General features: G+C 48.0%; 14 protein-coding genes. 8 read left to right on the top strand and 6 right to left on the bottom strand.

The window, feature by feature from the left end:
• Positions 1-10: 10 nt before the first annotated feature.
• Together SHEWANA3_RS18580 and SHEWANA3_RS18575 are read left to right on the top strand one after the other, a co-directional pair.
• Positions 11-994 (top strand): HAD family hydrolase, encoded by a 984-nt coding sequence (locus SHEWANA3_RS18580; RefSeq protein WP_011718336.1) that lies wholly within the window; start codon positions 11-13, stop codon positions 992-994.
• Between the two features lie 190 nt (positions 995-1,184).
• On the top strand, positions 1,185-1,589 hold the full coding sequence (locus SHEWANA3_RS18575) for a carboxymuconolactone decarboxylase family protein (protein ID WP_011718335.1): 405 nt from the start codon (positions 1,185-1,187) through the stop codon (positions 1,587-1,589).
• A gap of 180 nt (positions 1,590-1,769) precedes the next feature.
• Here SHEWANA3_RS18575 and SHEWANA3_RS18570 read toward each other — a convergent pair whose 3' ends face one another.
• Positions 1,770-2,300 (bottom strand): hypothetical protein, encoded by a 531-nt coding sequence (locus SHEWANA3_RS18570; protein WP_011718334.1) that lies wholly within the window; start codon positions 2,298-2,300, stop codon positions 1,770-1,772.
• Between the two features lie 168 nt (positions 2,301-2,468).
• Positions 2,469-2,720, bottom strand: coding sequence for a DUF2999 family protein (locus tag SHEWANA3_RS18565; protein ID WP_011718333.1), 252 nt, complete (start codon positions 2,718-2,720; stop codon positions 2,469-2,471).
• 382 nt (positions 2,721-3,102) lie between these two features.
• Here SHEWANA3_RS18565 and katG point away from each other — a divergent pair, with 382 nt between their 5' ends.
• The 3 genes from katG to SHEWANA3_RS18550 all read left to right on the top strand — a co-directional run bounded on the left by katG (position 3,103) and on the right by SHEWANA3_RS18550 (position 7,855).
• A complete protein-coding gene (katG, locus tag SHEWANA3_RS18560; RefSeq protein WP_011718332.1) occupies positions 3,103-5,322 on the top strand; it encodes a catalase/peroxidase HPI in 2,220 nt (739 codons plus the stop codon).
• A gap of 205 nt (positions 5,323-5,527) precedes the next feature.
• Positions 5,528-6,268: a hypothetical protein gene (locus SHEWANA3_RS18555; RefSeq protein ID WP_011718331.1), complete on the top strand. Its 741-nt coding sequence runs from the start codon at positions 5,528-5,530 to the stop codon at positions 6,266-6,268.
• Positions 6,269-6,364: 96 nt separating this feature from the next.
• A complete protein-coding gene (locus tag SHEWANA3_RS18550) occupies positions 6,365-7,855 on the top strand; it encodes an ATP-binding cassette domain-containing protein (RefSeq protein WP_011718330.1) in 1,491 nt (496 codons plus the stop codon).
• A gap of 95 nt (positions 7,856-7,950) precedes the next feature.
• Here the strand turns inward: SHEWANA3_RS18550 and SHEWANA3_RS18545 are convergent, their stop codons facing one another.
• Positions 7,951-8,304: a thioredoxin family protein gene (locus SHEWANA3_RS18545; protein ID WP_011718329.1), complete on the bottom strand. Its 354-nt coding sequence runs from the start codon at positions 8,302-8,304 to the stop codon at positions 7,951-7,953.
• A 267-nt stretch (positions 8,305-8,571) separates the two neighbouring features.
• On the opposite strand from SHEWANA3_RS18545, the gene SHEWANA3_RS18540 reads away from it, so the two are divergent.
• Positions 8,572-13,491, top strand: coding sequence for a S8 family serine peptidase (locus SHEWANA3_RS18540; protein WP_011718328.1), 4,920 nt, complete (start codon positions 8,572-8,574; stop codon positions 13,489-13,491).
• A gap of 104 nt (positions 13,492-13,595) precedes the next feature.
• On the opposite strand, the gene SHEWANA3_RS18535 is transcribed toward SHEWANA3_RS18540, so the two are convergent.
• The 3 genes from SHEWANA3_RS18535 to SHEWANA3_RS18525 all read right to left on the bottom strand — a co-directional run bounded on the left by SHEWANA3_RS18535 (position 13,596) and on the right by SHEWANA3_RS18525 (position 17,315).
• The gene (locus tag SHEWANA3_RS18535) at positions 13,596-14,174 is read right to left on the bottom strand and encodes an excalibur calcium-binding domain-containing protein (protein ID WP_011718327.1); all 579 of its coding nucleotides are present in this window, start codon (positions 14,172-14,174) and stop codon (positions 13,596-13,598) included.
• 85 nt (positions 14,175-14,259) lie between these two features.
• Positions 14,260-16,239, bottom strand: coding sequence for a sensor domain-containing diguanylate cyclase (locus tag SHEWANA3_RS18530; protein ID WP_011718326.1), 1,980 nt, complete (start codon positions 16,237-16,239; stop codon positions 14,260-14,262).
• 245 nt (positions 16,240-16,484) lie between these two features.
• Complete coding sequence (locus SHEWANA3_RS18525; protein WP_041412801.1) at positions 16,485-17,315, bottom strand: hypothetical protein; 831 nt, start codon at positions 17,313-17,315, stop codon at positions 16,485-16,487.
• A 312-nt stretch (positions 17,316-17,627) separates the two neighbouring features.
• On the opposite strand from SHEWANA3_RS18525, the gene SHEWANA3_RS18520 reads away from it, so the two are divergent.
• Positions 17,628-19,706, top strand: coding sequence for a TonB-dependent receptor (locus tag SHEWANA3_RS18520; protein WP_011718324.1), 2,079 nt, complete (start codon positions 17,628-17,630; stop codon positions 19,704-19,706).
• Positions 19,707-19,941: 235 nt separating this feature from the next.
• A complete protein-coding gene (locus SHEWANA3_RS18515) occupies positions 19,942-21,438 on the top strand; it encodes an alkaline phosphatase (protein WP_011718323.1) in 1,497 nt (498 codons plus the stop codon).
• Positions 21,439-21,456: the final 18 nt, after the last annotated feature.

Below are 21,456 nucleotides of genomic sequence, written 5' to 3'. Positions count from 1 at the left end.
GAGATACCCTGTGAGAATCATACGACTATACCGCAATTGGATGTTGTTACTCGTTAGTATGTTGCTGGTGGGGCAAGCTTATGCGGCCCAAAGCGACCCTTTGGCGTCGTGGAACGATGGCAAGGCCAAGGCGGCCATTACGGAGTTTGTGCAGCAAGTGACGGATAAAAACTCCCCACATTTTGTGCCAGAGGCCGAGCGGATCGCGACCTTCGACAACGACGGTACTCTATGGTCTGAACAGCCCATGTATTTTCAGGTGTTGTTTGCCCTCGACCGTCTCAAAACGCTGGCTCCAAGCCATCCCGAATGGAAAACCGAGGAGCCCTACGCCAGTGTGCTTAAGGGTGATGTGAGCAAGCTGCATACCGAAGATCTGATCAAGATCCTCTATGCGACTCATACGGGTATGACTACGGATGAGTTCGATGCCATTGTGAAAGACTGGATTGCCACGGCCAAGCACCCGACAACAGGGAAAAAGTACACCGAAATGGTGTTCCAACCTATGTTAGAGCTGCTGGATTACCTACGCGCTAACGGCTTTAAGACCTTTATTGTCTCCGGCGGCGGTACTGGTTTTATGCGGGCTTGGGTGGAGGGCGTTTACCACATTCCCCCCGAGCAAGTGGTGGGTAGCACCTTTGAGACAGAGTTCAGCTTGGTTGACGGTAAGCCAACATTAAAACGCATGCCAAATTTCTTGGTTAACGACGATAAAGAAATGAAAGTGCAGGAAATATATGAGCGTATAGGCCGCAGACCCATAGCCGCCTTTGGTAACTCGGATGGCGACCTAGCCATGTTGCAATGGACCGCCGCTGGTGACGGCCTACGCTTACCTATGTACATCCACCATACCGATGACAAGCGTGAGTGGAAATATGACCGTGACTCCCATATTGGTCAGTTAAACAAAGGCTTAGATGAGGCAACGGTCAAAGGCTGGCCCATGGTCGATATGAAAGCCGATTGGAAGCGTATTTATCCCTAACGCCTCAGATTGGCAGATGGGTTCTTAAACTCATCGCTTGAAAAAGTTCGCATTGAATGGGTTTATCCAATCGGGATAAACCCATTTTTTGCGCCAGTGATTTCGAGCATCCACCTAAGGAGTATGGCGCGAGCGCGTTATCTTCCCTAGAGTAGGCTAACTGAGATTGGATAACACAGGGATTGAATAGATGAATGATGAACAATACGAGAAAGGGTTAGAGGTGCGCCGCGCTGTGATGGGCGATAGCTTTGTCGATAAGGCCTTGAGCAGCGCGACGGATTTTACGCGTCCATTACAGGAGTTAGTGACGGCGAACTGTTGGGGCGAGGTTTGGGTGCGTGAGGGGCTTTCTCGGCAAACTCGCAGTCTAGTGACCATAGCGACCCTCGCCGCATTAAAGGCGTCTACCGAATTGAGAGGCCATGTGCGCGGCGCATTGCGTAACGGTTGCACTGTGGAAGAAATCCAAGAAGTACTTTTACATTCAACCCTGTATTGCGGTATGCCATCGGGCATTGAGGCCTTTCGGGCGGCAAAAGAAGTGATTGAAGAGTGGCAGGCTGAGCAGGCCAAGGTGTCGGGTCAGTCTTAGTGTTTAACCCGTTTGGCATGTATCTTTTGAGCAATCTGGTGTGAATCCATCGCCTTATCAGTGCGTACTTAGGATACCCAGCCTGAACGAGGGGATGCTATTTGTTGGATGTTGGATGTTCAATCAGTTTGGCCTGAGTTTTTGGGTGTCGATTGTGACTCACGCTCAGGCCAACGCTTGTTAGAGTCGTGGATCCGCCGATTGACTCTCCACTTGGCCGATAACTGTGATGTCACTCAAACTCGACAGTGTACCCCACTGCTGAATGGTCATCATGCCTGTGATTTCCTGTGCGGTGAAACTGAGGCGTAGTCCGTCTTTGCGGTAATCCTGCGGCAGATTTTTCGGCAAGATTTTTTGACCGTTGTCGGCGATGATGCCCCAGAATCCACCTTCTAAATTCATATATCTCACAGTGCCTTGCAGCATTACGCCTTCTCCTTGTGGTGAAATACTTGGCTTGATAAAACCTTTGTCGGCAGAACTATGAAGCTGCGGACTATCGCGCTTATCCACAGTGACCGTTTTTTCTTCGGAGGTCACTTTTTGGGGCGTGTCAGTTTGAGCTGCGCTTGTTTGTGCTGTGTCTGTTTTGGCAGAGCTTTGCGCGGCGGATTCCACACTCGGCGGATTTTGCGCCTGAGTCTGCTCTTGGCAACCGAGCAACAATACGGGCAATAGTAGTGCTAATAGGGGAGTATGTGGGCGCATCTTGCTTCCTCGTTGTCACTTTAGCCACTATGGCATGTCACAACACTCTAGCAAAGATTGTCCGCGAGGGACGATAAGGTTTTTATATCTTTATGTAACAGGGTGGAACAGGAGATAAAGGTAAAGCGAACATCGCTTTACCTTTTTAAGCCAGTGGGCTGGGCGATATTACTTTTGTAGCTGCGTCTTAGCGGCTTCAACCTTAGCGAAATCGAGACCTAGCTCGAGTACGGCTTCTTTGATTAACGCAGGATTTTGCATTACCAACGCCATCAGTTGCTGCAGTTTTTCGGGCGGGATCCCAAGCTGACCAATAATGCCCATCGCCATGAGAGGATTATCGGTTAACGCTTGAAAAAGCTCGTTAATTTTTGCATCAGTGACATTGTGTTCTTTTAAGATGGCAATAATGGGATTCATTGCAATACCTTGTCGAAGTTAACAGAAAACGGCGGCCATTTTATCACAGTTACGCCTAAGTGGTGGTACGGCCGTGAAGTAACGGCTTAATCGCTGTTTACCCCGATACCGTATGGATTGCCGTAAGTCGGGATTTTGATAATCCTTTCATAAATTAACAATCGTTAATCTATTTTGCCGATTCCAATCATCGATTTTAATCATTTCATATAGTTAGCACGCATCACTACACTTTCTGACATCGATTGTGGTGACGGTTTCATGCATTACCCGAGATTTACACAACGAGACATGGGGTTGATGTTTGCCCTAATGCAGCAAACAAACGACACACATCTGTGCAGGCAGATATGTCCTTAACGAGAAGAAATAGGTAATTATCATGAAGAAAAGCACTATTCCAAGCATGTCAGCGCTGACTTTGGCGATGTCGTTGGCATTTGGTGGCGCCGCTATCGCACAAGAGCAAGTCACGGGTAATCAATTTTGGTGGCCTGAACAGCTAAACTTAAGCCCGCTACGTCAAAATGCAGTTGAATCAAATCCTTATGGTAGTGATTACCACTACGCCGAAGCCTTTAAATCCTTAGATCTCGACGCCGTTAAAAAAGACATCAAAGCCCTGATGACTGAATCTCAGGATTGGTGGCCATCAGACTATGGTCATTATGGTCCTTTCTTTATTCGTATGGCGTGGCACAGCGCGGGTGTTTATCGGATTTTTGATGGCCGCGGTGGTGCAGCCGGTGGTCAGCAACGTTTTGAGCCATTAAATAGCTGGCCAGATAACGTGAACTTAGATAAGGCGCGTCGCCTGCTGTGGCCGATCAAACAAAAATACGGCAGCAAGATTTCGTGGGGCGACTTAATGGTGCTTACGGGTAACGTGGCGCTGGAGTCTATGGGCTTTAAAACCTTTGGTTTTGCCGGTGGTCGTGTCGACGACTGGGAAGCGGAACAGGTGAACTGGGGTTCAGAGAAAGCGTGGCTCGATAGCAAACGCCGCAATGAAAAGGGCGAACTGGCTAAGCCAATGGGCGCGACCCAAATGGGCTTAATTTATGTTAACCCTGAAGGACCTAATGGTGTGCCAGATCCATTAGCCTCGGCGAAGGAAATCCGTGACACCTTTGGCCGTATGGCGATGAATGATGAAGAAACCGTGGCGCTGATCGCGGGTGGTCACACCTTCGGTAAGGCACACGGGGCGCATGATCCCTCTAAATGTGTCGGTGCCGATCCCGCCGCTTCCGGTGTTGAGGCACAAGGTTTAGGTTGGAAAAACAAATGCGGCAAAGGTCACTCGGAAGACACAGTTACCAGCGGTTTAGAAGGCGCTTGGTCTGTTAATCCAACGGCGTGGACCATGCAGTATTTAGAAAACCTCTATGGTTTTGATTGGGTACAAACGAAGAGCCCAGCAGGCCATATTCAGTGGATCCCTAAAGATGGCAAAGGGGCTAACTTAGTACCGGATGCCCATGATAAATCCAAGCGCCATGCGCCAATTATGTTCACTAGCGATATCGCACTGAAGGAAGATCCAAGCTATCGCGAGATCACCACTCGTTTCCTTAAAAATCCAAAAGAGTTTGAGCTGGCCTTCGCTAAGGCGTGGTTTAAGTTAACTCACCGCGATATGGGACCTAAGGCAAGATACTTAGGTGCCGATGTACCAGCGGAAATGTTGATTTGGCAGGATCCGATCCCAGCCCTTGATCACCCTGTAATCGATAACGCCGATATCAAAGCCTTAGGTAACAAAATCTTGGCTTCTGGCTTAACGGTCCCCGAATTGGTGAGAACCGCATGGGCGTCGGCCAGTAGCTTCCGTGGTACCGATATGCGTGGTGGCGCAAACGGCGCGCGCATTCGTTTAGAGCCTATGATGAACTGGCAGGCGAACAATCCTAAAGAGTTAGCTAAGGTGCTGGCTAAATTGGAAAAAGTCCAAAAGGATGTCAACAGTTCACTGAAAGGTGGCAAGAAGGTTTCGCTGGCCGATGTGATTGTTCTCGGTGGTAGCGTGGCGGTCGAAAAGGCTGCGAAAGAGGCGGGTGTGACTGTCTCTGTGCCATTTACTCCAGGACGTATGGATGCGACTCAGGCGCAAACCGATGTGTCATCCTTCGCGGTTCTTGAGCCAACCGCCGATGGTTTCCGTAACTATTATTCGAAGGACAGCAGCCATTCTCCCGCCGAGATGCTGATTGAACGTGCGAACATGCTCAATCTGACCGTGCCGGAAATGACAGTGCTGGTGGGTGGTTTGCGTGCCTTAGATGCCAACAGCGCAGGCGTGAAACACGGGGTGTTTACCGACAAACCTGGCACCTTAAGCAATGACTTCTTCGTTAACTTGCTCGATATGTCGACCAAGTGGAGCAAGTCAGAGAAGCAAGAAGGCATCTACGAAGGGCAAGATCGTAAGAGCGGTAAACTGAAATGGACCGCGACCCCCGTCGATTTAGTCTTTGGTTCGCACTCAGAGCTGCGCGCCGTGTCTGAAGTGTACGGCGCCCAAGATGGACAAGACAGATTCGTGCAAGACTTTATCAAAGCCTGGAATAAGGTGATGAACGCCGATCGCTTCGATATCTAAGCGGCATTGACTCTGGGTTTTATCGCCCGTGAGTTCAGCTCTTATAAGTCCATCCGTGCCCTGTGCATGGGTGGACTTTTATCATTCTATCCTCACTTAACTTGAAATGAGTTTTCGCTGAAGCCCTCGCTTGTTGGCCTTAGGCGTTTCCTTATGCCGCTTAGCCAAGTAGTATCGGGGGAAATCTCTTTACAGTGAAACGAATATGCTCTCAACATCTCGCCCCCATTTGGCAAGGCCACAGCGCCGCTCACGTAAGCCCGTTAGTTTGGGGCTGCGGCAACAGGGTTTTACCGGTGTTCAAGTCTTGTTGATGATACTGGTGACCATAGTGCTCACCGTGGGGATTACCTTTTTTGTGGTTCGCAGTTATATCTTCCCTAAACCGTTGACGCCTGTGAGTTTATCAAACAAAGAAGAGGCCAAGCTTGAGGATAAACTGAGTCAATTAGGTTGGCAGCCAGAGCGTAAGGCCTCGACTCATACCAAGGATTCGGCTAAGTCGTCCTCGAGTGACGATTTACAACCTGAGCCCTACCGCGAGCGCGCTGAAGATCGGCAAGTGAGTTTTAGCGAGCGTGAAGTCAATGCCATCATTGGCCGCAACCCAGACTTTGCCCAGCGTATTGCCATTGATTTTTCAGATAATTTAGCCAGTGCCAAAATCCTCGTGCCGATCCCAAGGGACTTTCCTGTGATGGCGGGGGAGATTTTACGGGTCAATGCTGGGCTCGATATCCATCTCGATGCCAATCGCCGCCCGAGTGTGTCTTTGGTGGGCGTAAGCTTGATGGGCGTGCCTATTCCTAATGCTTGGTTAGGCAATATGAAGAATGTCAATCTTGTCAGTGAGTTCGGCGACAGAGGCTTTTGGAATGCCTTTGCCGACGGCGTCGAAGATATTCAAATTCGCGAGGGCGAGTTGTATATCAAATTACGCCCCTAAACCGTTTTATATCTGTCCCTTTGCATAAAGTCGAAGGGACAATAACGATAACAGCTTGTTAGACTTGGATAAAAATCATCCCAAAGGACGTACCCCATGCAGCATCACACCACAGACTCTCAGGCGATAGCCGTTAAGGGATTACGCTACGGCCGCGGCAATGAATTGTTAGTGGTTGAAGATTGGCAGTTAATGCCTGCGCAGCATTGGGCGATTTTTGCGACCGACAGCTATAGCGGCTCACTGCTTGGGCGAATATTGGCGGGGGATATTCAGCCCGATGCGGGGCAAATTACTGGCTTGCCCGCGCGAATTGGCTGGGTGTCACTCGGTTTGCAACAGGCGTTGCTCGAGCGGGAATTAGAAAAGGATGAACTCGATTACGGTTCGACGGTCGAGTCACTGGTGCAGGAATGCTGCCTTCACGATGAACACTTGACGCCCATTTTACAGAAAGTCGAATTAACGTATTTAAAGCATCGCGGGTTTCGGCAGTTATCGACAGGTGAAACCCGGCGGGTGATGTTAGCGCGGGCGCTGGCAACTGAGCCCAACTTGCTGATTTTAGATGACCCTTACGCAGGGCTGGATATCGCCCATCAACTTAGCTTGTCGAAGCTGCTGGTGGAGGTTGCCGAACATACACAGCTGCTTATCATCACCTCACGCCAAGAAGAATTGCCACCCTGTATTAGCCATGTGGCGCTGTTTAATAGCGATATGCTCAAATCGGGTCAGCATGTGCATCAACTGAGCGCGCCCATGTCGATTGAGCAGTGGCATACACATCCTGTGATGGCGCAGCTTAATGCGCTTTCGGCCAGCCGCAGCGCCGAACTTTTGGCATTGATGGAGCGTCAACGCCACAATGCCGAGGCCTTTGATCCCATAGTCGACATTAAAAACGGCAAGGTCGAATATGTCAGCGGCTTGATTTTTAAAGGGGTGAATTGGCGGATTCGTGCGGGCCAGCATTGGCAAGTGCGAGGACCCAATGGCTGTGGCAAGAGCACTCTGCTCGGGCTGATTTTGGGCGACCATCCCCAGTGCTACAGCAACGATATTACCCTATTTGGCCGACCCCGTGGCAGCGGCGAGAGTATTTGGCAGATTAAACAACGGATTGGCATAGTGTCGTCGGCATTGCATTTACAGTACCGTGTCAGTTGCTCGGCGCTCGATGTCTTGTTATCGGGTTTTTACGATTCCATCGGCCTGTATCACAAGCCCACTAAGCCCCAATTGGATCTGGCCAAAGAATGGCTGGCGATTTTGCATATGAGCGAGTTTGCCAGCACGGGCTTTAAAAAACTGGATTACGGCCAACAGCGGCTATTACTCATAGGCCGAGCCTTGATTAAACAGCCGTTATTGTTGATTTTGGACGAGCCATACCAAGGGCTCGACTTTATCAATCGCACCTTAGTGATGCGGGCTTTGGACATGATTGCCGAGCACCATCTTAGCCAATTACTCTATGTCTCTCACCATAGGGAAGATGCCTTGCCCGCCATCAAAAACTTTGTCGATTTTATCAAACAGGATGAAGGATATTCGGTGGAGGTGAGCTATGGAGCTGATTCATAAGCGATCATTTAGCGAAAGGTGGATGCTGTGGTTGCAGCTGTAAGGCAAACCCATTCAGAACAGTGGCTTTAGACAGTTACAAAAATAGCGCTAACCTAAGGCTGGTTCTCATCGATTAATCCATAGGGGCGGGCAATCGCCCCTTTGAGCTCGCCGAGGGAAAACACCTTCGAAAAACGTCCAAAGCTTTTGCCGTAAAATACCGTTTCTACCACTGGCAAACTAAAGACATGGTAGCCGGCGGCAATCTCACCTTGGGCTTCACAATCGATATACGCCAGCACCATTTGGGGAAACTCCCTCGCCAACAAATCCGCAATCTGAGGCTTAAGGACCTGACACACGCCACAGCTTGGCGCCCCAAATAACAAAAGTACGGCGTTGTAGTTATTCAGAATTGAGTCGAGCATGGATCTAGATTCAATATGGTACATGGTTGGATGGTTCATCTACTTACTCGCCTACAGTGTTTATTACTATATTTTTAACATTTTCCTGTGTTTGGCATTATAAATACCCAATATTTCACTAAGTTAAATATCATGGCGAAGCTGCTGTATTTTATTTAATGCATTGTTTTATAAGTAGCATTTTGTAGCAAATGCCGTTATCAAATTGACGCTTTACTCCCTAGGAGTGATCATTCGCGATGTTTTAAATTTGTTGCCATTTGGTGGCAAAAAATGATTTTTATCGTGAAATTATAAGGGCAAGTCATGCTTACAATGAATAAAGTCGCCGTTATGGTGGCTACTGCTTTGTACGTTGGTAGCGGTGTCGCTTCGACTACAACAGTTGCGCCATCTAATGAGCTAAACGCCGTCTGGGCAACGCAACCTGCGGATTATGCTCCAAAGCCACTAGCGGAAGAAACCTTTACTTGGGAAAACCAAGTAAACAAAACCATTAAAAAACAGCGCGAAATCTTCATTGCTGAAGATGATGTTCATGGCGTACAGAAATATATTGTACAGCTCAATGATGCGCCAATTGCTACCTACGAGGGTGGTATTGCCCAACTCGCGGCAACCCAACCTACTGTTGCTAAAGTTCGTGGTACAAGTTCGCCTCTGAATCTGAATCAACCTCAGCTAAAAGCTTATAACAACTATCTTGCTGAGAAGCGTGCTAACTTTGTGGCACAGGCGCAGGCATTACAAGGGGTGGATGTTAAAGTAAGCCGTGCATTTTCGGTCGCACTTAACGGTTTCGTGACTGAAATGACCCAAGAACAGGCACAACGTCTGGCAAAAGTGCCTGGTGTTAAGCGTATTACCCGTGAAAAAATCTATGATTTAAAAACCTTCAGTACGCCAGCACAAACTGGTGCAACTAGCGTTTGGAATACAAGTGCGTTAAATACCTTGTCTAATAAAGGTGAGGGTATGGTGGTCGGTATCATTGATACTGGTATTAACTATGATCATCCTTCATTTGCTGCCGTGGGTGGTGATGGTTATAAACACATTAATCCTCTGGCAGGTAAATACTTAGGGGATTGTGCTGATTCACCAGAGTACTGTAACGATAAGCTGATTGGTATCTATTCATACCCAGAGATCACACAGGCTTACACAGATCCTGTGTTTAGTGAAACCCGCCCTGCAGTGGGGGTAGACTATAACAACCATGGTTCGCATGTCGCGGGTACCGTTGCAGGTAACATCTTGAATAATGTTGCGCATACGACTACTGACTTCATCGCTCAGAGTAAAGGGACTGAAACAGGCCTTAAGTTTGACCAAGTGTCAGGTATGGCGCCACACGCGAATATCATTGCATACCAAGTATGTTGGCCTGGTGGTTCGGGTGACCCTTATGCTGGTTGTCCGAGCTCAGCCATTATTGCCGCGATTGAGCAATCGGCAATCGATAATGTTGATGTTATCAACGCTTCGTTAGGTTCGCTTGAGGAGGACCCATGGTTAGATCCAATGGAGCAAGCCTTTTTAAACGCGGCAGCCTCGGGCGTATTTGTTGCGGTTGCTGCGGGTAATTCTGGGCCTGACTTGATGACGGCTGACCATTCATCACCTTGGGTAACCACAGTTGCAGCTCACACAGCAGACCAAGTTGTTGGTTTCAAAAAGAATACTGTTGAGAATATGTCTGGTGGCGCGACTGCTGCACCAGCGGATATTGTCGGTGCAACTCGTAACTTCAATTCAGTGACGGGTTTAATGGTTGATGCGAGTAAATTCAAAAACGCCAATGAACCTGTTGCATCCTACGTTAAGAACTGTGATAAGCCGTTCCCTGAAGGCACGTTCGATCTGGCTGATAACCCAGATACAGAGGTTGATGAAAGCGCGCAGGACGTCATAGTGCTTTGTTCTCGCAGTTCATTCCCATTGATGACTAAAGCGGCAAACGTACAGGCGGGCGGTGCGGAAGGTATTGTTATTTCTAATCTTTCATCAGTTCAAGATTCTAGCGCGCCAGAAATCCCTTATGCGGTCCCCGGTTCATTGATCAAGTATGCCGATGGTGCGAAGCTTCGTACTTGGTTAGCATCTGGCTCAGGCCATATGGCGACGATCACAGCTGGTGCTGCTGAAATTAAAGAAGTTGATAAAGAGCGTGTCGCTAACTTCTCTGGCCGTGGTCCATCTTATTTTGGTATCGATACCCTATTTGTGGATATCGCAGCTCCTGGTGTGGATATTTTTGCTGCCGCCTCTGATGATCAACCATTTACCAAAAATCCTTCAACGGGCGATTGGGCGACCCTATCTGGTACCTCAATGGCTAGTCCTCATGTTGCTGGTGCGGCGGCGTTATTACGTCAGTCACACCCCGACTGGTCACCGATGCAAGTTCAATCGGCGCTATTGATGACGGCATCTAACGATCTGACAAGTGCAGGATTTTTAGACAACTACTCAGATTATGGTGATATGTCAGCCCTGCAAGATGTGGGTGCGGGTCGTATGCACGTTGAGTTAGCCGATAAAGTCGGTTTAGTACTCGATGAGTCAATGGACAATATGGCTGCAGCTAACCCAAATGCGGGTGGTCGTCCTAAGAACCTGAACACAGCTTATATGGTCGATAATGAATGCCCTACGGAATGTTCATTTGTGCGAACCTTTACTGCTACTGAAGATGCGACTTGGACCGTCAGCACTGAAACGTGGATTGGCAACTTTGATGTTAGTGTTTCGCCACAAAGCTTTACGATTAAGGCGGGCGAAACCCAGTCTATCGTAGTCACCGCTAAGACGAAAAAGAACGTAGCTGGGACCACTGTAATCGATTTAACCGGTAACCAAGGTCAGGTGGTTCTTACTTCAGATGTACCAAACTCGCCAGTGCTTGAACTGCCAGTATGGACTTATGAAGGCGAGACTGGGTTACCTGAGTACTTGAAAATTAACGCTCACCGTAAATCATCAACCCTAAACGTAGGCCCATTCAATACCGCTGAAATCACCGATTTCACTGCGCGTAGTTTTGGCTTAGTAAAAGGTGAAGATAAGACGGTTCACTTGTATACCGACAAAACGGGTGGTGATCCATTTGACACTGTTGAGGTGGATGGTAAACAAGTCGTTAATGCGAACCACGTAGAATGGACTGATGTGCCTGAGGGTGCCAAGTTACTTGCGGCTAGCGTAGGTGGAAGTGAATACGCCAGAGTGCTGGTATTTATGGGGCAAGACACCGATGGTGACGGTTTACCATCAATGGATGAAACCCTATGTATGTCTACCACTTATACTATTGCTAACTTCTGTACCATCACAAATCCACAGGCGGGTCGTTACTTTACCGTCTATATGAACTTGGCGACCATCTCAACGGGTCAAACAGATATGGGGCGTGATGTTACTTTCTCAACTGCGGTTGTGACGGGAGATAACGGTAACTTAACCGTTAAAGCACCTTCGCAAATCCCAGGTTACGAAGAGTACAACGTAGAACTGGCTTACCATCTTCCAGAGATGGAGGTTGGTAACACTTACTTTGGTGGCTTCGACATAGGCACTAATGCCAATGATGCGGGCAACGTAGGTTTTGTACCTGTGATTGTTAACCAAGTCGATAAAGATGTGACCTTCACCGCTAACCGTGAAACGGCGCATGCTGGCGAAGTGGTTGAGTTCCAAGTAAATGTCATCGCTAACAATGAAGCGGCTGCTAGAGATTTTGCAATCAAGACTCAATTCCCTGATAGCATTCAAATTATCCCTGATAGCATTGTTGCATCTAATGCCACACCTGGTTCAGCGGTATTCGAAAACAACAACTTCAGTGTATCAGGTGTACAGGAAACCACTAAGGATGTTGTCCGTAACTATAAGATCACTAATAACCAGAATGATCCTATGTGTTCCCTTAAAGCGGCGAACTCTCCTTACCCAGGTTATCTGGAGCTGAAGGAAGGTTTAGGTTGGAGAACCTTAGAGGGCGTGCAAGGTACCTATAGAAACCAGTTCACGTACTCGCTTAAGGATCTGATGAATACCAGTCAGGATATTAGTTTTCCATTGTTTAACAAATACTTTGTTGACACTATCACCTTGAGTCCTGCGGGTATTATATCCTTCAACTCTGCACGTAGATTGCCGTTCATGCATGTTGAGTTTCCTAAGGATGTCGCTGGGTTACCAATGCCGGAATATGCTATCGCACCTTACTGGGTGGGTGATAACACCATTCCAGCTCGTTACGACGGCGGTTATGGTCAGTATCATCTGAACGCAGGTATTACCCCAACTTATACTTCTTCACGTGAGTGGTTAGTACTGGAGTGGGATAACGTGGAGCGTACAGGCACTCCGGGTCAACTTGTTGACTTCGAAATGTTCCTACGCATGAATGTGAACTTCGAACCTGGCAAATATGAAATGTTATTTGCCTATGACAATCTACAAATGGTGGATGGCCAAGGTGCTATTGGTTTTAAAGCGGCCGATGGTCGTATCTTAGTTGATGGTGATATGCCTGTGGATATAAACCTTGGTGCTTCAGTTGCCTACAACAACTTAGATAAAGTTCTCAGCGATGAATATGTGGTTTGTATGGATTATACCGGTCCAGAAGAGTCACAGTTTAACGTGAAGTTCACTGCCTATGTATCTGAAAAGGCAGCGGGTACAACTCAAACACTCAAAGTTGAAAACCACTTAGTGGGTGCCGACAGTGAAGTGCTTGAGCTGCAACTTGAGGTGGCGGGCAACATTCAACTGGCAGCCATTACCAATAAGACGGTTAAAGAAAATGAATCCATTAGTTTCGACGTGCTCTACTCGGATGAAAACCAAGTGAGTAATGTGATTGAAGTGATGGGGGATAACTTTACGGTAACCGTGAATGGTAACAATGTGACATTAACTCCAACGGCAAACTTCCATGGTGAAACCTTAGTCACTGTTAGAGTAAAAGACCGCGTGAATCCAGAAGATGCGGCATCGACTAGTTTCAGCTTAATGGTTAAGTCCGACGGTATTGAGTATGGTTGTACTAACAGCAGCGCCACTAACTATGACGCTTCGGCCAATACCGATGATGGCAGTTGTAAGTTGCCGGTTGTCACCATCGAACCTGAAGCGAAAAGCTCGGGTGGTGCCTTAGGTTGGTTAGCCTTAGGCTTGCTTCCTTTAGCTTACAGACGAACTCGCAAAATACATTAAGACGTTTTAGGATGAAGCGCGCAGCTGACGGTATTAACTGTACCTGATGCTGTCACTTCATCCGAGGTAAAAGCCCCTGTTAACCAACAGGGGCTTTTATTTCGTTAATAGCCATTACACCATTGTCGCTCACAGGGGATCCCATCGCCATCACCGTCCATTTGGGTATTCGGACAGTTATTGATGTAAAACGTGGCTTCGGCGCAGGAGCGCATATGGCTGCAATGGGTTTTACCTGCCTCGCAGCGAAACTGAGCCTGAGGTGCTGACTGAAATTGAGTTTGAGGCTCATACAGGGGCGTTGTTTCTATCTCTGTGTTATTAGGGGCCTGAGCTATCTCATATTCGGTATATTTTTTAAAACCAAATATTCCGATGCCAAAGATTAATAACAGTGGCAGCAGGGTATTTGATAGGGAGCGACTCGGGGGATTCGCATTGCGGCGTGGGCTTTTACTGGTGTTAGCTAAGACGGCGACCCCTTCGATAGAGGCCTTGATGGCTTTCACTTTGCCATCATTTTGTATTTCGGTGCGATACAGAATGCTATCGCCAACCTGAGGTTTTCTCGCCATGTGCTTAAGCACGGTAATATGGATAAAGACGTCTTTACCCTGTTGTTCCGGTTGAATAAACCCGAATCCTTTTTCATCGTTCCAACGAACTAAAATGCCTCTTTCCATGAGCTTGCTCTAAGTGCTTAATTTACGTTCTTTATATGTGGGATTGACCTTAAGGTCAATGGTGATATTTGGGATGTGACAGAGATTATTGCACCAGCTTGTTGGCTTTTTTAACCACATACATGGCTTGATCCGCATAGTTGATCAGGCTCTTGGCATCGATGCCGTGGCAGGGATAAATGGCCGAGCCTATGCTCACTCCGATGTGCAGCTTATGTTTATGGATAATGTAAGGTGCCGTGAGTGCTTGGGTAATTTTGCGGATCAAAATGGGCACACTTTCCTCATTGGGTAAGTGCTCCAACAGAATCACAAATTCATCGCCGCCGAGACGAGTGATGGTATCGATTTGCCGAATGCTACTGGTAAGCCGTTTCGCCACTTCCTGCAATAACTTATCGCCGACATCGTGGCCAAACTCATCGTTGACTGGTTTGAAGTTATCTAAGTCGAGAAACAGAATGGCAAAGATCCCATCGGATCGCTGCGCATGCACTATCGCCTGCTCCAATTTAGTATGGAATAACACCCGATTGGGAAGATTGGTGAGGGCATCGTGGTGGGCAATGTGGCGTAAATGTTCTTCTTCGGCTTTGCGCTCCGAAATATCGGTTATTACAATCACGAAGTGAGTCAGTCGGTTGTGCTCATTCCTTACCGTGTTTATCCGCACACTTAAGGGCAGATAACCCGATGCGGTTTCCTTGATAAGTTCACCCTGCCATTGCTCCCCCTGTTGTAGCAGATTGCACATGGCCTGATAGGCATCTTCGTTCGGATGCCCCGTATTAATAAAGCGTGAGGCATCTTGATGTAAACTCTGCTCAGTCAATCCGGTTATATCGGTAAATGCCTGATTGATAGAGATAATACTCATCAGCGGGTCTGTGATTATGATGCCGTCCGTGCTGGCATTAAACACGGTTGCGGCCAGTCTCAGTTTATCTTCGGCCTGCTTACTGCTGGTCAAATCCATAAAATAGGCGACACCTTCCTGGGTGCTGCTATTTAAAAAGCTTGCACCAAGCATGACGGGCACATGGGCACCCGTTTTGCTAATAAGCTGTTTTTCATACTGATGACAGTGGCCAATTTCGATAAGCTCGGCGATTGCGATGTTATCCCTCGCCTCAAACTCTGGTGGCGTGAGTGAGCGCCAGTTGATCAGACCCGCGGCTAAGTCTTCACGGTCAAAACCTAACATATGGAGAAAATGATCATTGGCATCGTGGATGGTGCCATCGAGCTGCCATGAAATAATGCCTATGGTGTCGGAATTTTTAAGGCTGCTAAATCGTGACTCGCTGATTAATAGTTGTTTTTCAGATTTTGCAATGTTGCGGATGATCTGCCTGCTGACCAAAATACCTATGCTGATAAAGAGTAAGACGACTCCTAAGCTGATTAACCAGGTAATGCGTTTTACCCAGCGAGCGCCTTCGCTAAGCACTAAGGAGAATTCAATTTCTAAACTGAGCAGTTCTTCATTTAACTGGATAAGCTGCTGCCGATATTGGCTAAGGTCTGGTGGACTGCCTCCAAATTGGGAAACCTCATCGTGCATCGAGTCTGCCAATAACATCATAGTGTTAAATCTTTCGTCGGCGAGGGTCCAAATCTCAACTGCCCGTTGCATATAGTGAGTGCGGTTAAAATGCCGAAAAAACCAAATTAAAGATTCAGTATCCCTTTCATCATTCAAACCTTGGATAAAGCCATCTTTGGCCTTTAACTCATCGATTGGCGAGGCGAGTAGGGCCTCGCGAGCTTGCCTGTCGCCTAGCATCACAGCCGTTGCCGCGAGATAACGTTGATAGTCGACTTCGTTTTTGTTGTAGGAATAGTGGATAAGGTAAAACGTGGCATCTTTTTGCGCTTTGGCCCAGAGTCCTTCGCCCCTGACATAGGTGCGCACACCATCGAAAATATTGCCCTGAATATAGACGAGGAAGACGAGGGTGATGCAGATCCCGATAAACATGCCAATAATCAACAGTACCTTAGCGACGGTAGAGCGCGACTGTTGCTGCAATGTACCTATGAGTTGCCTTAACTTGCCACTCATCCAGAACTCCTAGCGCCACGGCTAGGTTGGCGAGGAAAAGATAGGCGCATGTTAAGTTGAAGATGGTTATTAACCTGTTGGTTTTTCATCTGTTCCTTGGATAGTCTTTATCGCAGTACGCGATAGTGGTCCCCATAATTAACTAATTTTGTCTCCCTATTTCGTAGAATTAAGTATGACTGTAGCAAAGGCTAAAGCACTTTCAAGTTAACCAAATGAAATACTGTAATTTATAAGCGAGTTATCTATTGTTCGTGGGCAATGCTTTGGTCGATTTCAGTATGGGCCTGCTGTTTGTTGCGTTCGAACAGACCTTCCTGCTTCATTTGTTTGAGGGTCGCGCTGAGTTTCACTGCCAGTGCTTTATGGCGTTTATGCAGGTAACCGAAGCTGATGAGTTCCTCCAACTCACCCACGGGGTGAATTTTACTGTGTTGGAATTCAGCATGTTGCAATACGTTTTCCCCAATCGCTTCGGTATCTATGTAGATATCGATTCTGTCTCGCTGCATCCGGCGAAAGGAATTGATGGGGGAAGAGGAAGTGGTTAGTCGATCCGCTGGCACCAGTCCCTCAAGTTTCTGCTCGATATAGAAAATTCCTCGATAATATTCAATTCGGTAGGGATGATTGAGCAGTGACCCCCAGTCCGTTAGTTGGATATTGGGGTTGATGGCATAGGCGGTGAGTTTACTTTCGAGTATGGGTTCTTCTACACGAATTAAATTCTTATATTTCAACCCGTAGGCAAATACTCTGGCGGGTTCCCCATCGACTTTCCCTGTATCGGCCATCATGCTGGCGCGTATGGGCGGAACCACTTGATAACGAAATTGATAACCTAGGCGAGCAAAGGCCTCGGTATAAATTAATTCGCACCAGCGAAAATACAGGTTATCGGAGGGATCTTCATAAAACGCCATGGTGATAGTGGGCAGATTGCCTGTGGTGAGTGTCTCGGTGTTGGTGTTGTCGTTCGCCTTAATTGGCAAGCACAAGGCTAGACTCAATGATATCCCCAGCAGCATCTTTAACAGATAAGCCATGTTTCCCTCGGCGTGACTAGGTGTCTCCATACGGCATCCTTAACCTTTTTAATTGCTTAAAGTATAGCTAGTCCTACTTTTTCGGTTCAGGGATTTTTACCTCTTGTCGATTGCCTCCATGGCCGAAGCAATGGCGCGAGTGGCGCGAAGCAGGTAATAACCGTGATCTCGATACGGACATTTTGTCCTTTTGCTCATAATAACGTGCGATGTGGCACATAAATTTGAAACATAACTGCTGGTGGTGATTTTTTATTCAGCAGAGTTTGAGCTCGATCCGCTTTTTATCTGTGAAGACAGCGTTAAATCCGCGTCATCAATTCGTTGACTCGGGAAGGAAAAATGAAGTCGCTCCAGACAGTAGCAGGAAAGCGAGCCAAGGTTTATTTATCAGGTATTTGGTTATTACCCCTCTGTGGTTTATCAAACCTAGCCATGGCCGACAGCGCGGATAATATTGAGCGTTTAGAAGTGCGTGGCAGGCAAATTAATACCTTAGGCCATAGTACTTCGGCGTCGGAAGGGATAGTGGGTGCGGCGGAAATCGAGAGTCGCCCGCTACTGCGCACGGGGGAGATCCTCGAGTTTGTCCCAGGGATGATAGTTACTCAGCACAGTGGTTCGGGTAAGGCGAATCAGTATTTTCTGCGCGGCTTTAACTTAGACCATGGCACAGATTTTAATACCCGTGTCGAAGGTATGCCGGTCAATATGCGGACTCACGGCCATGGTCAAGGTTATACGGATCTTAACTTTTTAATCCCTGAGCTATTAGGGGAAATCCGTTATGCCAAAGGGGCTTATTATCCTGAAGTGGCGGACTTTTCCGGCGCGGGTGCGGCGCAAATTCAGCTCGCCGATGAACTCGCTTATCGCCAAGTTGGGGTGACCTTAGGGGAATACGGTTATCAACGGCTGGTGGCCACTCAGGATATGAAGACCGAGGTCGGCCGATTTATTTTAGGAACAGAGTTGCAGACTTACGATGGCCCTTGGAGTGATATTAAGGAGGATATCAGCAAGATCAATGTGGTAGGTCGCTATCTTACCAAGCTCAATGGCGGGGACTTTAGCCTCACCATGATGGCCTACGACAATAACTGGAATTCGGCGGATCAAATTCCGGCGCGGGCGGTTGAGTCTGGGCTGATTGATTTTTACGGTTCACTCGACACCGATGTGGGCGGTGAGGCCAGTCGTTACAGCATTTCGGCGAATTATGACGCCGGCAACTGGCAGGCCAATGCCTATGCCATACGCTCGACCATGGATCTGTTTTCAAACTTTACCTACTTCTTAAACGCTCCCATCAATGGCGATGAATTTGAGCAGGTCGATGAGCGCACCATTTGGGGCGGCGATATTAAACGCGACTGGCAGATGAGTCTGGCGGGGACACAAATCAATTACAGCCTAGGTGCCGATGTGCGCTACGACGATATTGGTGCCGTGGGTTTATATAACACTAAAGCTCGGGAACGCCTCAGCACTGTGAGGCTCGATGAAGTGCAGGAGCTCTCCACTGGATTATTTGGCAAGCTGGAATGGTTACCAGCTGACCAATGGCGTTTAAATGTAGGCTTGAGATATGACTATTTCGATGTGCAGGTCGATAGTGATAATCCCCTCAACAGCGGTGATGCTTCCGATGGCATGTTGAGCTTAAAGGCGGGCGCTTCCTACCTAGTGAGCGATAATCTGGAACTCTACATGAATGCGGGACAGGGATTGCATTCTAACGATGCCCGCGGTGCAACCATTAAGGTTGACCCTGTTACGGGCGATCCGGTTGAAAAGGTCGATTTGTTAGTGCGCTCCAATGGCGGCGAGTTTGGGGTCAAATACTATGATCGCGACTTTATTAACTTCTCGGCGGCGCTTTGGTATTTGGAACTCGACTCTGAACTACTCTTCGTCGGCGATGCGGGCAATACCGAACCCAGCCGCGCCTCTGAGCGTTACGGCGTTGAAGTTACAGCCTATTATTGGCTTAACGATGATTTGAGTTTAGATATGGAACTGGCCTGGACCCGTGCCCGTTTTACCGAGAATGAACTCGATGAAGGCAAATATGTCGATGGTGCAGTGCCCTTTGTTGGCAGCGCGGGTATTACCTATCGTCCCGATGGCGATGGTTGGTATACCAGTGTCAGGCTGAGATATTTAGGTGAGCGAATTCTCGATAGTTTTGATGAGCATAAAGCCGATGACACAACCTTAGTGAACCTTGCCCTGGGTTATCAGTTATCGGGCTTCGATACTAAGCTCGAGCTATTGAATATATTTGATAGCAAAGACCACGATATCGATTATTTCTACGAATCTCGCCTAGCGGGTGAGCCAGCTGAAGGCGTGGAAGATTTGCATTATCATCCTGTTGAGCCGCGCATGGTGCGGGTGAGTGTTAGTTATCGTTTCTAACTTGAGTGACCATTCTTGAGTGACCATTGCTAGCACCAGCCGATACGCTAAGTTTATTCCGCAACGAGAATAAACTTAGCGTTTTCTATTCTGTTTACTGCAATCATTTCGACATCTTGCTGCAATAAAAACGCCATTAAAATCACGCCAGTTCGTCATATAAAGTATTGAAAATGTGGGCGCCTCTTAAGGGAATACCCTCATACACTCAATAATAAAATCGGTGATGAACGTGATGAATATTAAACGGATCGCTGCAGCTATCTCCTGCAGTTTAATGACGGTTGTAGCCCACGCTGCAGTCTTACCCGCAACTCAAACTGACAGTCAGTGGTTTAAAGACAGTGCAGCCAATGTTGCGGCTAAAGCGCAGGTTGAAACCAAGAAAATAGCTAAAAACGTGATTCTTTTTGTCGGCGACGGCATGAGTATTTCAACCTTAACTGCCGCCCGTATTCTGCAAGGACAGCAGCAAACGGGTAATCAAGGCGGTGAAGAAAACTTCTTAAGTTTCGAGCAGTTTCCTCACACGGCGTTAGTGAAAACCTACAACACTAACCAACAAACGCCTGACTCCGCAGGTACCATGACCGCCATGGCGACTGGGGTAAAAACCAAAGCCGGTATTATCTCGATTTCTGACACCAGTTTACGTGGTAACTGTTTGTCTTCTAAAGGTAATGAACTCGTTTCTCTGGTTGACCTTGCCAATGCTAAAGGCTTATCGACTGGGATTGTCACGACCGCCCGTTTAACTCACGCGACTCCAGCCGCGACTTACGCTAAATCGCCAGAACGCGATTGGGAAGGCGATTTTAACCTGCCTGCCGAAGCCGTTGCGAATGGCTGTACCGATATCGCCAGCCAATTGGTGATGCGCGATGAGGCTAACTCACTTAGCGTTGCTCTGGGTGGCGGTCGCAGCTACTTCTTGCCAAAAGAAGTCACTGACGGTGAGAACAAAGCCGGTAAACGTAAAGACGGCAAAGACCTGACTAAAGCGTGGGTCGAAAACTTCAGCAAAGCGGCTTACGTGTGGGACAAAAAAGGCTTCGATGCTATCGATGCCGCCAATACCGATCACTTACTTGGTCTCTTTAACCCATCCCATATGGAATACGAAGCAGACCGCGCCGATGACGTTGGTGGTGAGCCATCACTTTCAGAAATGACCGCGAAATCCCTCGAGATTTTAAAGAAAAACGATAAGGGCTTCCTGCTGATCGTGGAATCGGGTCGTATCGACCATGGACACCATGCGGGCAACGCTAGCCGCGCCTTGACCGATGCGGTTGAGTTATCTAACGCCGTGAAAGCCGCAGTGGATGCAACCAGCAGCGATGATACCCTCATCATGGTAACCGCTGACCACAGCCATGTATTTACCATTGCAGGCTACCCAAAACGCGGTAACCCGATTTTAGGTTTAGTCCACGATGTGGATGGTTCGTTAGCCCTCGCTAACGACGGCAAGCCTTACACTACGCTGGCCTACACTAACGGCCCAGGCGCTGTGGTTGGCGTGCGTGACGACTTAACCTCAGTCGATACTCAAGATAAAGACTTCATGCAACAAGCACTTATCCCAATGGAAAGTGAGACACACGCCGGTGAAGACATCAGCTTACACGCAATGGGCCCAGGTTCGAATCTGGTACAGGGCGTGATTGAGCAGAACGTGATCTTCCACATTATCAACCAAGCCCAGCAGCTTGGCGGCACAAAGTACTAATAGGTCGGTTGCGACCTA

This window comes from Shewanella sp. ANA-3 (genome assembly GCF_000203935.1).
Taxonomy (GTDB): Bacteria; Pseudomonadota; Gammaproteobacteria; order Enterobacterales; family Shewanellaceae; genus Shewanella.
The sequence above is the reverse complement of the archived record's forward strand: the minus strand, read 5'-3'. Positions and strand labels throughout refer to the sequence as shown.

What these genes read in the sequence shown, in the direction of transcription:
- SHEWANA3_RS18575 (WP_011718335.1), top strand. Translation starts at nt 1,185, where the DNA reads ATGAATGATGAACAATACGAGAAAGGGTTAGAGGTGCGCCGCGCTGTG.
- SHEWANA3_RS18570 (WP_011718334.1), bottom strand. Translation starts at nt 2,300, where the DNA reads ATGCGCCCACATACTCCCCTATTAGCACTACTATTGCCCGTATTGTTG.
- SHEWANA3_RS18565 (WP_011718333.1), bottom strand. Translation starts at nt 2,720, where the DNA reads ATGAATCCCATTATTGCCATCTTAAAAGAACACAATGTCACTGATGCA.
- katG (WP_011718332.1), top strand. Translation starts at nt 3,103, where the DNA reads ATGAAGAAAAGCACTATTCCAAGCATGTCAGCGCTGACTTTGGCGATG.
- SHEWANA3_RS18555 (WP_011718331.1), top strand. Translation starts at nt 5,528, where the DNA reads ATGCTCTCAACATCTCGCCCCCATTTGGCAAGGCCACAGCGCCGCTCA.
- SHEWANA3_RS18550 (WP_011718330.1), top strand. Translation starts at nt 6,365, where the DNA reads ATGCAGCATCACACCACAGACTCTCAGGCGATAGCCGTTAAGGGATTA.
- SHEWANA3_RS18545 (WP_011718329.1), bottom strand. Translation starts at nt 8,304, where the DNA reads ATGAACCATCCAACCATGTACCATATTGAATCTAGATCCATGCTCGAC.
- SHEWANA3_RS18540 (WP_011718328.1), top strand. Translation starts at nt 8,572, where the DNA reads ATGCTTACAATGAATAAAGTCGCCGTTATGGTGGCTACTGCTTTGTAC.
- SHEWANA3_RS18535 (WP_011718327.1), bottom strand. Translation starts at nt 14,174, where the DNA reads ATGGAAAGAGGCATTTTAGTTCGTTGGAACGATGAAAAAGGATTCGGG.
- SHEWANA3_RS18530 (WP_011718326.1), bottom strand. Translation starts at nt 16,239, where the DNA reads ATGAGTGGCAAGTTAAGGCAACTCATAGGTACATTGCAGCAACAGTCG.
- SHEWANA3_RS18525 (WP_041412801.1), bottom strand. Translation starts at nt 17,315, where the DNA reads ATGGAGACACCTAGTCACGCCGAGGGAAACATGGCTTATCTGTTAAAG.
- SHEWANA3_RS18520 (WP_011718324.1), top strand. Translation starts at nt 17,628, where the DNA reads ATGAAGTCGCTCCAGACAGTAGCAGGAAAGCGAGCCAAGGTTTATTTA.
- SHEWANA3_RS18515 (WP_011718323.1), top strand. Translation starts at nt 19,942, where the DNA reads ATGAATATTAAACGGATCGCTGCAGCTATCTCCTGCAGTTTAATGACG.